This is a genomic window from Mucilaginibacter ximonensis, assembly GCF_042686265.1.
GTDB lineage: Bacteria > Bacteroidota > Bacteroidia > Sphingobacteriales > Sphingobacteriaceae > Mucilaginibacter > Mucilaginibacter ximonensis.
Window position 1 is genome coordinate 744,722 of the sequence record NZ_JBHUPD010000001.1, and the last position, 14,085, is coordinate 758,806.

General features: G+C 42.6%; 12 protein-coding genes. 5 read left to right on the top strand and 7 right to left on the bottom strand.

What is annotated here, in order from left to right:
• Positions 1–12: 12 nt before the first annotated feature.
• From ACFS5N_RS03410 to ACFS5N_RS03425, 4 genes are all read right to left on the bottom strand, one after another.
• Positions 13–651: a hypothetical protein gene (locus ACFS5N_RS03410; RefSeq protein ID WP_377182249.1), complete on the bottom strand. Its 639-nt coding sequence runs from the start codon at positions 649–651 to the stop codon at positions 13–15.
• Between the two features lie 78 nt (positions 652–729).
• Positions 730–1,485, bottom strand: a complete 756-nt coding sequence (locus ACFS5N_RS03415) for a hypothetical protein (RefSeq protein ID WP_377182251.1) — start codon at positions 1,483–1,485, stop codon at positions 730–732.
• Positions 1,434–2,600, bottom strand: a complete 1,167-nt coding sequence (locus ACFS5N_RS03420; RefSeq protein ID WP_377182253.1) for a ComEC/Rec2 family competence protein — start codon at positions 2,598–2,600, stop codon at positions 1,434–1,436. Before ACFS5N_RS03420 ends, ACFS5N_RS03415 begins: the two co-directional genes overlap by 52 nt.
• 72 nt (positions 2,601–2,672) lie before the next feature.
• Complete coding sequence (locus ACFS5N_RS03425; protein WP_377182255.1) at positions 2,673–3,008, bottom strand: MerR family transcriptional regulator; 336 nt, start codon at positions 3,006–3,008, stop codon at positions 2,673–2,675.
• Between the two features lie 180 nt (positions 3,009–3,188).
• Between ACFS5N_RS03425 and alaS the strand changes: the two genes are divergently transcribed.
• The 4 genes from alaS (at position 3,189) to ACFS5N_RS03445 (ending at position 9,527) form a co-directional block, all read left to right on the top strand.
• A complete protein-coding gene (alaS, locus tag ACFS5N_RS03430) occupies positions 3,189–5,828 on the top strand; it encodes an alanine--tRNA ligase (RefSeq protein WP_377182257.1) in 2,640 nt (879 codons plus the stop codon).
• Between the two features lie 314 nt (positions 5,829–6,142).
• A complete protein-coding gene (gene gatB, locus ACFS5N_RS03435) occupies positions 6,143–7,612 on the top strand; it encodes an Asp-tRNA(Asn)/Glu-tRNA(Gln) amidotransferase subunit GatB (RefSeq protein WP_377182259.1) in 1,470 nt (489 codons plus the stop codon).
• Positions 7,609–8,739, top strand: a complete 1,131-nt coding sequence (locus ACFS5N_RS03440; RefSeq protein ID WP_377182261.1) for a redoxin domain-containing protein — start codon at positions 7,609–7,611, stop codon at positions 8,737–8,739. The genes gatB and ACFS5N_RS03440 overlap by 4 nt, the downstream gene beginning before the upstream one ends.
• Positions 8,740–8,837: 98 nt before the next feature.
• On the top strand, positions 8,838–9,527 hold the full coding sequence (locus tag ACFS5N_RS03445; protein WP_377182263.1) for a response regulator transcription factor: 690 nt from the start codon (positions 8,838–8,840) through the stop codon (positions 9,525–9,527).
• 89 nt (positions 9,528–9,616) lie between these two features.
• Here ACFS5N_RS03445 and ACFS5N_RS03450 read toward each other — a convergent pair whose 3' ends face one another.
• The gene (locus ACFS5N_RS03450; RefSeq protein WP_377182265.1) at positions 9,617–10,066 is read right to left on the bottom strand and encodes a hypothetical protein; all 450 of its coding nucleotides are present in this window, start codon (positions 10,064–10,066) and stop codon (positions 9,617–9,619) included.
• Between the two features lie 145 nt (positions 10,067–10,211).
• Between ACFS5N_RS03450 and ACFS5N_RS03455 the strand changes: the two genes are divergently transcribed.
• A complete protein-coding gene (locus ACFS5N_RS03455) occupies positions 10,212–10,934 on the top strand; it encodes an RluA family pseudouridine synthase (protein ID WP_377182267.1) in 723 nt (240 codons plus the stop codon).
• Between the two features lie 146 nt (positions 10,935–11,080).
• Here the strand turns inward: ACFS5N_RS03455 and ACFS5N_RS03460 are convergent, their stop codons facing one another.
• Together ACFS5N_RS03460 and topA are read right to left on the bottom strand one after the other, a co-directional pair.
• On the bottom strand, positions 11,081–11,485 hold the full coding sequence (locus ACFS5N_RS03460) for a hypothetical protein (protein WP_377182269.1): 405 nt from the start codon (positions 11,483–11,485) through the stop codon (positions 11,081–11,083).
• A gap of 87 nt (positions 11,486–11,572) precedes the next feature.
• Positions 11,573–13,918 (bottom strand): type I DNA topoisomerase, encoded by a 2,346-nt coding sequence (gene topA, locus ACFS5N_RS03465; RefSeq protein WP_377182271.1) that lies wholly within the window; start codon positions 13,916–13,918, stop codon positions 11,573–11,575.
• Between the last annotated feature and the right edge of the window lie 167 nt (positions 13,919–14,085).

Sequence of the window (14,085 nt, forward strand, 5' to 3'; positions counted from 1 at the left end):
GTTATGAGGCAATTATTTGCCACCCATAGCCTTCAGGTCATCCAATGAAATCTTTTCGAAATCGCCAGGGATGGCAAACGTTCCGGCAGGCGCCTTTTCATCAGTAACTGATTTTAAGGTAACGTCAACCGCCTGACCCATTTGTACCGTGGTAAATTGTACAGGTACGCCGCCTGCATCAGCAAAATATTTAGTCAATAAATTTGTTGGCAGGGTAATGTCTTTGGTAACCCATGCAGTGTAGCTGCTACCGCTTTTTGAATCTTTCACGTCAACTTTTTTACAGTTATAGCCATTAATAACCTTGGTTTCGGTTGACGGGGTGAAAACAAATTTAGGGGCTGCGGCCAGGCCTTGTTCAATTTCGTCTGGTGTTAAAACTGCAGCTTTTTTCATTGATGCTACAGGTACATCGACCAAAATAGCTACAAAAGTACTTTTGCTGTTGGTTAACACTTTAATATTAGCCGGGCCTTGCTGCGTAACAGACGCGCTTGAATCAGCTGTAAAATATATTTTTGAGTCAACATCGCCTGCGGGGCTTTTAATGGTATAATTAGCAACACCGCTGGTGTACGTTTTTTGAGCGTTAGCAGTAAAAGCTAAGGCGCTGAAAGCCAATCCTAAGGCAAATTTTAATTTAATATTCATATTCTGTTTTTTGTTAGCACAATTTACACAATTTAATTAGTATTCGCTTATTAAGCAATAATACATTTTAATTAATATTTAGTTAGATGCCACTACAAGCGAAATGTTACGTTTAAGGCAATGATATTTTATATGACAGGCATTAGCCTGTTTTTCCCAACCGGTAATTAACCGGTCGGCGTTATTGCAGTCAATAACTAACGTGTTAAACTGATAATTATTGATTAAATCGGCTATTGCGATATGCGGGCTGCCTGTTAACAACAAATAATTCACCTTCAATTTCCTGAGTAATTTAATATTTTCAAGCTGCCTGTTGAAAAACAATACCTTGATATTGCCGAAGCAGATAAGATTATCACGCTTTATTAAAAATGGTGAACTGATGTTCTTGGCAAGTGAACAGACCGTAGTGTCGGCTACTTTGGCGCTATCCAGATAGGGTTGAATGCTGTATTGATAGTTTTTATCGGTAAATGGCAGATCGGACAGAATCACGGCTTTATCGCCATGTTTAAATACAATACCTGAATGTTTGCGCAGGTTAAAAAAACAAGCCTCGCCGGTATTCATGGCATTATATTTTTTAAAGCTGCTGCTGATACAGGCTACCAATAAAAGCGACAGGCTTATTTGCAGCAATCGGGCTTTACGGCCAAGCAAAAAATAAGCCGCACAAATTATGGCCGCGTAAACTAAAACATATTCAAAGGTGGTAAACCATATTTTACTGAGGCTGGCAAATGGGGCCTGCTCTATCATTACTAATACGTTATTCATGATCAGGATAGATTTCTCCAGTACCCAGCCCAAAACAGTCGATATAACAGGCATCTGCGGCAGCAAAAGATAAAATACGCCGGTAAACAAAATAACTTCGGCCGGGATAAGGATAAAAGTAAAAAGAACGCGGAGACCGCAAGAATATTCAAAGTATTGATATAACGGCTATAAGTTTTACCCATGATGATCAATGAGATCATAACCGCGGCCCGGCAAACAGCGGGAGAGAAGCCGGTTAGCAAAGCATAATACCAGATCAGACTGATGATAAGCACCGCTTTAATGGCTTTACCACGCTTATATCGCCCCATAAAACCTAATAAGATATTCAGCATCAGATATATTATGGCAACGTGGCCGCCCGATACCGATAAAATATGAATGGTACCCGTTTTTGAATAGGCCTGTAGCAATTCGTTGCTTAAGTCGGCTTTGTAACCTAATATTAATGTGGAGGCGACATTAACTGCCGAGGTGTCGTGAATATTGTTTTTAAGCTTTCTGACCAAATGCTGCCGCAATTTTAAGGCATAAGCAATGACGGTATTTCCTTGATCGTGAGCCAAAACTTTATACTGCCCGGCATATAAAAAGCTTTGCTGATAAATGTTTTGATTAGCCAGGTAGCGTTTATAATTAAACTCAGCACGATTAAATGGCGGATCGACCGTTGTGTAACTCGACGGTATCAGCAATACGTCGCCATACTTTAATTGAACGGCCGCAGAATCTTTTATAGCAATCAGCAAGGTGCCGGTTGAAGGGCTTAAATGCTTTTGATTTTCCAAAGCTTCAATATGCGCCGTAAACCGAACCAAGCCGTTTTTTAAATTGGGTTCGCTGTTGATGCGGGCAATTAACTGTTGCGAGGGATGTTTTGAAAAATGGGCAGCCTGATTAAGTTCGTTGTTCCCAATCACACAAAACCATCCCGCAAAAAACAAAATCAGGTGAATAAGTAAACCGCCTATCCACTTTGATTTATATAACCGCAATTGAGTATAGCCGAAGTTTAAAGTGATAAAAATCGAATTTAAGATGGCCAAGGGTATTATCACCCAATACAGGAATAAGGCCGATGATAAAAACAACCCTAACCAGATACCCGCTAAAAAGGGTAAAAGCAGTACAATAAACGGAATCTCGCCTTTGTGATTAGCTATCAACTGGATGAAGATTATAGGATTTAATTATCGCTAATTTAAGTGTATAATCTTTAAAATCAACCGGAATTAAGATTATAGCTGATCTCTTACCTCAAGCAAAAACTTTTTCAGATTCTCCAGCGAGTCGATAACACGTTGGTTTTCGCGGGTTTTACCCATGTTCTTTTTAAGATGTTCCTTGGCGCCGGGCAAAGTATAGCCCTTGTCGCGGATAAGGTGGAAGATAATTTTTAGGTTTTCAATATCTTCAGGGGTAAACAAGCGGTTGCCTTTCTTATTCTTCTTAGGCTGAAGAATTTCGAACTCCTTTTCGTAGAAACGAATCATAGATGCATTAACATCAAACATAGACGTTACTTCGCCCATGGTGTAATACATTTTAGTGATATCGCGGTCCTTGTAAGGCATATTGCAAATGTAGTTTATAATTTTTAGATTATAAATTCTTTGATTTGACTCGCCAGTATAGTAGCATATTGGTTTATGCTTACAAGCGTGTAGTATAAATGCAAAAAAGTGCAAAATACTACACAAAAATTCACATTTTTGCACAAATATGCAGCGCGACAGCTGCACTACATTATTGATATGACTGCTAATCAAATACGACAAGCTTTTCTTGATTTTTTTGCTTCAAAAGGACATACCATAGTTCCATCGGCACCTATTGTTGTAAAGAACGACCCGACCCTGATGTTCACCAACGCTGGCATGAACCAGTTTAAAGATATTTTTCTGGGCGAAGCACCGGTAACTTCTCCGCGTGTTGCCGATACGCAGCGTTGCCTGCGTGTGTCGGGTAAACATAATGATTTGGAAGAGGTGGGCATTGATACCTATCACCATACCATGTTTGAGATGCTGGGTAACTGGAGCTTTGGCGACTACTTTAAAAAAGAAGCTATTGCCTGGAGTTGGGAACTGCTAACTGACGTTTTAAAAATTGATAAAAGCCGCCTATACGTAACCATTTTTGAAGGCGACGAAAAAGAGGGTTTACCAAAAGACCAGGAAGCTTATGATTTCTGGAAAGCATTTGTGCCCGAAGACCATATCCTGTTAGGAAACAAGAAAGATAATTTCTGGGAGATGGGTGAGACCGGCCCTTGCGGACCGTGCTCAGAGATACATTATGATAACCGTAGCGAAGCCGAAAGAGCCAAAGTGCCCGGCGCTAAACTGGTAAATGCCGACGACCCGCAGGTTATCGAGATCTGGAACAATGTGTTTATGCAGTTTAACCGCCTGAAAAATGGCTCATTACAACCGCTGCCTGCACAGCATGTAGATACCGGTATGGGTTTCGAGCGTTTAGTGCGTGTTATTCAGGGTAAATTCAGCAATTACGATACCGATGTGTTTACACCGATGATTGATTTCATCTCCGCAAAATCAGGTAAAAAATATAACGCCGACGCAGTTACTGGCGATGCCGACTGGAACGCTGCCGTAGCCATGCGTGTATTGGCCGATCACATTCGCGCAGTAAGCTTTGCTATTGCCGATGGCCAGCTGCCGTCAAATAATAAAGCGGGTTATGTTATCCGCCGTATTCTGCGTAGGGCTGTGCGCTACCAATACCAGTATCTGGATTTTAAAGAACCTTTCCTTAATCAATTAGTGCCTCTGCTGGCCGAACAGTTTCACGGCGTATTTGACGAGCTTTGGAGCCAGAAAGATTTTGTACAGAAAGTGATTTTGGAGGAAGAAGCTTCGTTTTTACGTACGCTGGAAAATGGGATCAACCGTTTCAATAATTACATTGCAGATCAGTCGGATAAACAAGTCGAAGGTTCATTTGCATTTGAATTATCAGACACTTACGGTTTTCCTCTGGATTTAACCGAGCTTATGGCCCGTGAAAAAGGCTTTGATGTTGATACAGCCGGTTTTGAAACAGCCTTACAAGAACAAAAAGCCCGCTCACGCGCTGCCGGTGCCATTGATACCGGCGATTGGGTTGTGCTGAAAGACGACGATAACGTGGAGTTTACCGGTTACGACGAAACGGAAACCGTTGCCCATGTATTAAAATACCGCAAAGTAACCGCAAAAGGAAAAGAACAATACCAGCTGGTATTGGATAAAACACCTTTTTACGCTGAAAGTGGCGGCCAGGTAGGTGATACAGGCGAGTTGATTTTCCCTGATGGCGAAATTGTAAACGTTACCGATACCAAAAAAGAGAACGGCTTGATTGTTCATTTCGTAGACAAGTTGCCTGCCGATATTGACGATGCGCTAACTGCCATAGTTGATCAGGCGCGCCGTAATAACATCATGAATAACCACAGCGCCACCCACTTGCTGCATGCAGCTATGAAAGAGGTGCTGGGTAGCCACGTAAACCAAAAAGGCTCATTGGTAAACGCCGACTATCTGCGCTTTGACTTTTCGCACTTTGCTAAAGTTACCGACGAGGAATTGGCACATATTGAAGCTATTGTTAACGAAAAGGTACGCGAAAATATCGCTCTTAAAGAAGAGCGTAATGTGCCTTATGACGTTGCTATTAAGAGCGGTGTAACCGCTTTGTTCGGCGAGAAATACGGCGACTTTGTACGTGTAATCACTTTCGACGAAAAATTTTCAAAAGAGCTTTGTGGTGGTACGCACGTGAAGGCCACCGGCGCTATCGGCTATTTTAAAATCATCAGCGAAAGTGCCGTTGCTGCCGGTGTTAGGCGTATTGAGGCTATTAGCGGCATCGCTGCCGAAATGTTCATCAATGAGCAAAGCAAACTGGTGCTTCAGGTAAAAGAACTTTTAAAAAATCCGAAAGATATTACCAAAAGCATTGAGGATTTGATTGCTGAGAACGCCCGCCTGAAAAAAGAGATAGAAAAAAGCGTGCTCGAAAAATCAGCAGGTTTAAAAGACGAGCTGGCAAAAAAGGTTGAAAATATCAATGGTATTAACTTTTTGGCACAACAAGTTGAACTGCCTAATGCCGACGCCATCAAAAACCTGGCTTACCAGTTGAAAGATATCGTCACTGATCTGTTCCTGGTTTTAACCGCCAACATTGACGGCAAACCAAGCGTAACCGTTATGATATCAGAAAACTTGGTGAAAGACAAGGGACTGAATGCCGGTAATATTGTTCGCGAACTGGCTAAAGAGATTCAGGGCGGTGGCGGCGGTCAGCCGTTTTACGCTACTGCCGGTGGTAAAGACGCTGCCGGGTTACCGAATGTGTTGGAGAAGGCTAAGAGTTTTGTAAGGTAAGCCCTTTAATAAATAAAAACGGGTGTCATGCTGAGGCTCTCGAAGCATGGTGGGCGGGCCTTTCCGCTCATCCTTCGACGGAGCTCAGGATGACACCCTTCTTTTATCGGTACCTGTTACGAGCGATAGCGAAGAATATTGTATGAGCGATAAACGAGACGTATAAGATCCTTCGCTATGCTCAGGATGACAAACCGGATAAAACTTCGACAACTGTAATTTTCCTATTGATAGCCTCCATTAAATATTGGTCTATTTAATATTAACCTTATATTTGGCTGGGTCATCAACATCATTGGCCTGCATTATACAATATGTCTGTTTTAGAAAAAACCGTGAGCGACAAGTACGAGCTGGTTGTAGGTTTGGAAATTCACGCGCAATTATCTACTTTAAGTAAAATTTTCTCGTCAGATTCAGCCGCCTTTGGCGCCGAAGCTAATCATCACATCAGCGCTATATCGCTGGGTCACCCGGGTACATTGCCACGCGTTAATAAACGCGCGGTGGAGTATGCGGTAAAAATGGGATTGGCTTGTAATTGCACTATTAACCTGCATAACTCGTTCGACCGTAAAAATTACTTTTATGCTGACCTTCCTAAAGGTTACCAGATCACACAGGATAAGATGCCGGTTTGTTTAGGCGGCTATGTAACCATTAAACTGGCAAACGGAACTACTAAAAATCTGGCCATTCACCATATCCATATGGAAGAAGATGCGGGCAAAAGTATGCACGATAATCACCATGCTGATTCGCTGATTGACCTCAACAGGGCTGGAGTGCCTTTACTGGAAATTGTTACCCAGCCTGATATGCGTAGCAGCGAAGAAGCCGGTCAGCTGCTTACCGAGATACGTAAAATATTACGTTACCTGGATATTTGTGACGGCAACATGGAAGAAGGCAGCATGCGTTGCGATGCCAATATCTCTGTACGCCTTAAAGGAGCAACAGATTATGGTAACCGTTGTGAGGTGAAGAATTTAAACTCTATCCGCAACGTGCAGCGTGCTATTGATCATGAATTTGAGCGCCAGGTACGTATTATTGAAGCCGGCGGCTATATCGACCAAAATACCTTAAACTTTAATGCCGATACGGGCGAGACCTCGGTACTGCGTTCAAAAGAAATGGCCAACGATTACCGCTATTTCCCCGAGCCCGATTTAACGCCTTTGGTGCTGGATAAAGCTTATGTTGAAGATATCCGCCGCTCGTTACCTGCATTGCCGGGCCAGTTATATAGTAAATACATTGAGCTGGGCTTATCAGAATATGACGCTTCCGTTTTGACTGCTGATAAAGAAGTAGCTTTGTTTTTCGAGGAACTGATTAAACACACTTCAAATTACAAAGCCGCTGCTCACCTGATGATGGGTGCCGTAAAGTCATACCTGAATGAAAGCGGCGCACATATATCTGATCTTGCTATTAAACCTGCAAACCTTGCCGGCTTGATCAAATTGGTCGAGGCGGGTTCTGTTAATAATACGGTTGCCTCACACAAGCTATTCCCGGCCATGATCAAGTCGCCGGAAAAAACGGCAGAGCAACTGGCTGCAGAGCTTAATCTTTTAATCACAAATGACAGTGACGATGTAAGGAAATACATCCAGGATGCACTAAGTAAGTTTCCGGACAAGGTAAAAGAATATCATAAAGGTAAAAAGGGGGTATTAGGTTTGTTTATGGGCGATATCATGAAAAGCTCAAAAGGAAAGATCGACCCTCAGGCTACCAACAAATTATTAATAGAAGCATTAGAACAATCAAAATGAAGATCAAAGCATTAGCCTATTGGGCGATGGCCGCAGTAACCTTACTTGCAGCCTGCAAAGACGAATCAAAATTTAAAATTGAAGGTACCGTTAAAAATCTTGAAGGGGCCAAAAAAGTGTACTTGTTAGAAGCCGACAGCACACAAATAAATGTTGTAGACTCGGTTGCTGTGGGCGCCGATGGTAAATTTGAGATCAAACACTCAACACCGTTTGAAAACCTTTATAAACTGCGTGTGGGCACTGGTATTTATGACCTTATTGCTAAAAATGGTGAGACTATCAATTTTACCACCGACCAAAAAGACAAAACCGGCAGCTATGAAATAACCGGTTCCGATAATTCGGCCAAGATCCAGGAATTTAACAAAATAAGCGCCGAATGGGGCGCTCAGCGCGACAAGATCATGTCTGAGTATCAAACTAAAGTAGAAGCTGCTGGGAAAGAAACCCCTGAACTGGTTGCGCAGTATCAACCCATAATGATGAAAAATATGGAAGGCTACTCGCAGGCTGTGCTAAAGTTTGTCGACGCCAACAAATCGTCATTGGCTTCATTTTACGCGTTGTCGTCGTTAGATATGATGACTTATGAGCAACAGATGGTTGCTTATGCCGACGAACTGAAAAAATCAAACAACTTTAGCGATAACCCGGCAGTAAAACGTTTTGTCAGTCAAATGGAGGCTGTTAAAACTACTACTATAGGGCAAAAAGCGCCTGAATTTACCATTAACGGTTTAGACGGTAAACCAATCAAATTAACCGACTATAAAGGTAAATATGTAATGCTTGATTTCTGGGCGTCATGGTGCGGGCCATGCCGTGCCGAAAACCCGAATGTTGTTAAAGCTTATGCAGCTTACAAGGATAAAGGTTTTAACATCCTGGGTATTTCGTTAGATGTTACTAAAGATGACTGGACTAAGGCTATTGCTGCCGATAAACTAACCTGGGCCCACGGTTCAGACCTGCAGCGTTTTGATGGCCCGACAGAGCGTCTATACCATATAGAAGCTATCCCGTCAAACTTTATTATTGACCCTCAGGGCGTTATTGTGGCTAAAAATGTTCGCGGGGCTGCGCTTGAAGACTTTTTAAACAAAACTTTTAATAAGGCTAAATAAAATGTTAAGCCAATGTGACTATTAACAATTTGTTAATACTAAGTTTACTGTAAGCTTTTTTTAAGTACATACTTTTATAACAAAATTAACGATAGTACATGAGCACCTCAACCAAACAAAAAATTTTAATTGTTGACGACGAGCCGGATATTTTAGAGCTTATCGAGTATAATTTAAAGAAAGAAGGTTACCAGGTATTTTTAGCCCGTAACGGACAGGAAGCCGTCACCGAAGCCAAAAGATCGCTGCCAGACCTTATAGTGCTTGATATTATGATGCCAAAAATGGATGGTATCGAGGCCTGTCGTATTATGCGCACCATGCCTGAGTTTAAAAATACCTTTATGGTTTTCCTGACCGCCCGCAGCGAGGAGTATTCAGAAATTGCCGGCTTTAACGTTGGTGCTGATGATTATATAGCTAAACCAATTAAGCCGCGCGCTTTGGTAAGCCGTATAAACGCAATTTTGCGAAGAAACGCTCCGGCCGAAGAAGTGAGCGATAATAAACTGGAAATAGGCGACCTGGTTATTGATCGCGAAGCATACCTGGTTTATAAAAATGGCGAAAAGGTAGTGCTGGCCAAAAAAGAGTTCGAACTGCTATACTTACTGGCGTCCAAACCCGGCAAGGTTTATACCCGCGAGGTGATCCTTAAAAACATCTGGGAAGACTCGGTTGTGGTGACAAACCGTACCATTGACGTACACATCCGCAAATTGCGCGAAAAATTGGGCGACGATATTGTGGCAACCGTAAAAGGGGTAGGTTACAAGTTTGAAGCTTAAAAACACTAAATAAAAACTAAACTAAAACAGACAAAGGCCCCATTAGGGGCCTTCGTCGTTCTGTATTAAATTTAAGTTTATAATACAGCCTATTTAGCTGTTACCGGTTTAGCTTTTGCTTTCGCGGTAACCGCTTTAGCTTTTTTGTCGGCCTTAGCCTTTACATCACCGGCAGCTTTTTTAGCTTTGGTAGTGATGTCTTTAGCTTTAGCATCGGCTTTTTCCTTTACCTCGGCAACTTTGGCTTTAGCTTCTTTAACTTTAGTTTCAGCTTTAGCTTTGGTTTCTTTCGCAGCTGTTTTTGCTTTAGTAGTTGCGGTTTCAGCTTTGGCTTTTACAGTTCTTTTAGCAGCTGCTACTTTACGGGTTGCAGCCTTTTTAGCAGGGGCAGCCTTTTTGGTCAGGTCCTCGTATTTATCTTCGGCAGCTTCTTTTATGTCTTCGGCTGTATCTTTGGTTCCGTCCCATAGCTCTTCTATGGCGTCTTTTACCTTTTCGAAAAATCCTTTTTCTTCAGGTTTGGTTGCTTTATCGCTCATGATGTTTGTATAGTTAGATTTATGATGATAGTTGAATTGCAATAATTACACCAATGCCATTTTTCAAACATATCGAGCGTCGTCTTAGTTAAAAGTGTAGCGGTTTGGGTTAAAAACCGTATTTTTGCTGACTACTTTTTTATACATGAAGATTCCAAAATTTGCCGACCTGATATTGTTTGAAGATGACGACCTGATTGTCATTAACAAGCCTGCCTTTATTAGTTCGCTTGATGAGCGGGGAGAGGGCGGTGAGATCAGTATCCTGCGCCTGGCAAAACAATATAGCGAAGATGCACAAGTATGCCACCGTTTGGATAAAGAAACCTCAGGCGCGCTTATAATAGCCAAAAATCCCGAAGCCTATCGCGCTGTATCCATGCAGTTTGAAAAACGCCAGGTAAATAAGGTATATCACGCGGTTATTGATGGTACGCATGTATTTGATAACCTGTTTGTCGACCTGCCTATTTTAAACGTTGGCAAAGGCACCGTAACCATCAGCAGGCAGGAGGGAAAGCGTGCCGAAACCTGGTTCCAGTCGCTTAAATACTTTAAACATTACACTTTGGTAGAGTGCCGCCCCGTTACCGGCCGCATGCACCAAATCCGCATACACCTGGCCACCCAACGCGCCTCAATTGCCGGCGATGAAACCTATAAGGGCAAACCGGTTTATCTGTCGGCCATTAAACGTAAATATCATTTGGGTAAAGATCAGGAAGAACTGCCGATAATGAAACGCTTCGCGCTGCACGCTTATGAGGTAACATTTAAAAAATTGAACGGTGAACCGATAACTATACACGCGCCATATCCAAAGGATTTTGAGACGCTGTTGAAGTTGTTAGAGAAGTTTGATAGTTGATTTTTAGTCCATGGTCGATAGACCACAGTCCATAGTTAGAAAGATGAAAATACTTCAAGAATTATGGGCTATCGATTATCGTCTATAACTGCAAATTAAAAAACACATCACCATGGACTATCGACCATGGTCTATGGACTCTCAAATCACCCAATCATCACACCCGGCTTATTCACTATAGGTAACCTGATAAAATTGGCATCGACAATGCTCTCGGGCAGAAATATAAATTTCTTGTCGTAAATCTGGTTGCCAATGTAATAGCTTACCCAGTACTCATTTGCCAAACCAAATGTCTGTTCATCAATAAGCTCAACCTGTTTAAAGGCGCGCGCATCAACCTGCGGGAACATATGGCGCAGGGTAGAGGTTTTTACCTGTTCGCCGTCTTTCTCGCCATAACCTTTTGAGGTGATCAGCACATTCTCAATGGGCTCATTCTTTTGATTGATCAGGTAAACGTGAAATATTTTGCTTTGTACGTTCTCGCCCTCTAAAGCCACAGCCACGGCAATATCGGTCACATTATTTTCGGGGAGATCTTTGATCATTATTAGTTGGTTAGTTTATTGAGTTGATTAAGTGAATGGTTGTTTTGAAGAACTACTCACCCAATCAACCTAATCAACTACGCTCATTTACTTCTTCTTCTTAGCAAACTTCTTGCCGCCCTTTTTAGGGGCTTTGCTGTCGGCATCAGCCAGTGCTTTGCATTCTTCGTACGTCAGCTCTTTAGGATCTTTATCTTTAGGGATCTTAACGTTTTGTTTGCCAAATTCAATATATGGCCCAAAGCGTCCGTTTAATACTTTAACGGTTGGGTCTTCGTCAAATGCTTTAATCAGTTTTTCGGCGTCTTTTTTACGTTTTTCCTGAATCAGTTCAATGGCCTGTTCTTCGGTAACATCCAGCGGATCTACACCCTTCGGCAACGATACAAAAGCGCTGTTATGACTGATATAAGGCCCAAAACGTCCGATAGCTACTTTCATGGTTTTGCCTTCAAACTCGCCAACCACTTTAGGTAATTTAAACAGCTCCAAAGCTTCGTCCAAAGTAATGGTTTCAATACTTTGTCCGTTGCGCAAACTGGCATATTGTGGTTTGTATTCCTTATTATCGTCGCTGGCGTTTTCACCAATCTGTACAAACGGGCCGTAACGCCCGATACGTACCGATACTTTCTCGCCTTTTTCAGGATGGATGCCTAATTCGCGGATACCCGTCGCTTTATCGGCAGTTTCCATGGTGTTTTCTACATCGGCATGAAAAGGCTTATAGAAATTGCCAATCATATTTGTCCATTCTTCCAAACCGGCTGCAATCTCGTCAAACTGCTTCTCTACCTTGGCGGTAAAATTAAAGTCGACAATGCCCTTAAAATGCTGCACCAGGAAATCATTTACCACGGCGCCAATATCAGTAGGGAATAGCTTACCGCGTTCGGCACCGGTATTTTCTGTACGTTCTTCTTTAGCTATGTTAGCATCTTTAAGTGTCAGTACCCTGAATTTGCGGGTTTTACCTTCACGCTCTTCTTTAACCACATAACCCCGGTTTTGAATAGTTGAAATAGTAGGGGCATAGGTTGATGGCCGGCCAATACCCAGCTCCTCCAGTTTCTTCACCAAACTAGCCTCGGTATATCTCGCCGGTGGGCGGGAAAAACGTTCGGTAGCCGACATCTCTTCCAATTCAAGGCGCTGGCCTTTGCTTAATGGCGGCAGTATGGCGTTATCGCTGTCATCCTGTGGCGTATCTTCCTCCTCATCGTTTGATTCCAGATACACCTTTAAAAAGCCATCGAATTTCATTACTTCGCCGTTGGCTGTTAATTCCTCCTTGCGGGTTGAAATGCCAATTTTAGCAGTAGTTTTTTCAAACTGTGCCTCGCTCATTTGCGAAGCTATGGCACGTTTCCAGATCAGCTCATAAAGGCGTTTTTCGCTGCCGTCGCCATCAATAGTATGATTGGCAAAGTAAGTAGGGCGAATGGCCTCGTGAGCTTCCTGAGCGCCTGCCGACTTGGTTTTATATTTTCGCTGCTGATAATATTGGTTACCATAAGCAGTGGTAATTTCATTTGCTGCGGATGCTAAGGCTGTTTCAGACAAATTAACCGAATCAGTACGCATATAGGTAATATGGCCTGATTCATACAATCTTTGCGCGATTTGCATGGTACGCGATACCGAATAACCCAGCTTGCGGCTGGCCTCCTGTTGCAAAGTAGAAGTAGTAAACGGCGCAGCAGGCGAGCGTTTGGTTGGCCTGGTTTCTAACGAGTTGACAGTGAAATCGGCACCGATACAATCCTGTAAAAACTTCTCGGCATCTTCTTGTTTGCTGTAGCGCTCGGCCAGTTCGGCTTTAAAAGCCTGGCGGCCTTTGCCAAAAATGGCTACTATCTTAAACGCAGCTTCTGACTGGAATTTATTGATCTCGCGCTCACGCTCAACAATAATCCTTACCGCAACCGACTGCACACGACCGGCGGACAACGATGGCTTAACCTTTTTCCATAACACAGGCGAAAGCTCAAAACCTACCAATCTGTCTAGCACACGGCGGGCCTGCTGGGCATTAACCAGGTTGTAGTTTATTTTACGCGGATTTTCAATAGCGGCCATAATAGCCGGCTTGGTGATCTCATGAAAAACTATGCGTTTGGTATTGGCGTCTTTTAAATTTAAAGTATCAAACAAGTGCCATGAAATCGCTTCTCCCTCGCGGTCCTCATCGGATGCGAGCCAAACCGTTTCGGCTTCCTTAGCTAATTTCTTTAACTCGCTCACCACCTGCTTTTTATCGGCAGGCACTTCATAGGTTTGTTTAAAATTATTGGCTATGTCTATTGCGTCCTCAGACTTTACCAGGTCGCGGATATGGCCATAGCTCGACTTCACGGTGAAGTCTTTGCCAAGGTATCCTTCAATGGTTTTAGCTTTCGCCGGTGATTCTACTATGAGTAAATTTTTAGCCATTCAGTCAATAATTTTTTTGCAAATAAAGGATAAAGTAAGCGAAACGCAAATTTAAGCGGTGTTAAATTTTGGTTGATTGCGTTTATCGGGTTGATTAAGTGAATGGTTGGTTTAGGTATAAAAAGCCTGTGTATTACCGTTTAACCCCTATGAAAGCTTTATTATAT

Excerpts from the sequence above, each read along its gene's own strand:
- ACFS5N_RS03410 (WP_377182249.1), bottom strand. The coding sequence starts at position 651 with ATGAATATTAAATTAAAATTTGCCTTAGGATTGGCTTTCAGCGCCTTA.
- ACFS5N_RS03415 (WP_377182251.1), bottom strand. The coding sequence starts at position 1,485 with ATGCCTGTTATATCGACTGTTTTGGGCTGGGTACTGGAGAAATCTATC.
- ACFS5N_RS03425 (WP_377182255.1), bottom strand. The coding sequence starts at position 3,008 with ATGCCTTACAAGGACCGCGATATCACTAAAATGTATTACACCATGGGC.
- alaS (WP_377182257.1), top strand. The coding sequence starts at position 3,189 with ATGACTGCTAATCAAATACGACAAGCTTTTCTTGATTTTTTTGCTTCA.
- gatB (WP_377182259.1), top strand. The coding sequence starts at position 6,143 with ATGTCTGTTTTAGAAAAAACCGTGAGCGACAAGTACGAGCTGGTTGTA.
- ACFS5N_RS03440 (WP_377182261.1), top strand. The coding sequence starts at position 7,609 with ATGAAGATCAAAGCATTAGCCTATTGGGCGATGGCCGCAGTAACCTTA.
- ACFS5N_RS03445 (WP_377182263.1), top strand. The coding sequence starts at position 8,838 with ATGAGCACCTCAACCAAACAAAAAATTTTAATTGTTGACGACGAGCCG.
- ACFS5N_RS03450 (WP_377182265.1), bottom strand. The coding sequence starts at position 10,066 with ATGAGCGATAAAGCAACCAAACCTGAAGAAAAAGGATTTTTCGAAAAG.
- ACFS5N_RS03455 (WP_377182267.1), top strand. The coding sequence starts at position 10,212 with ATGAAGATTCCAAAATTTGCCGACCTGATATTGTTTGAAGATGACGAC.
- ACFS5N_RS03460 (WP_377182269.1), bottom strand. The coding sequence starts at position 11,485 with ATGATCAAAGATCTCCCCGAAAATAATGTGACCGATATTGCCGTGGCT.
- topA (WP_377182271.1), bottom strand. The coding sequence starts at position 13,918 with ATGGCTAAAAATTTACTCATAGTAGAATCACCGGCGAAAGCTAAAACC.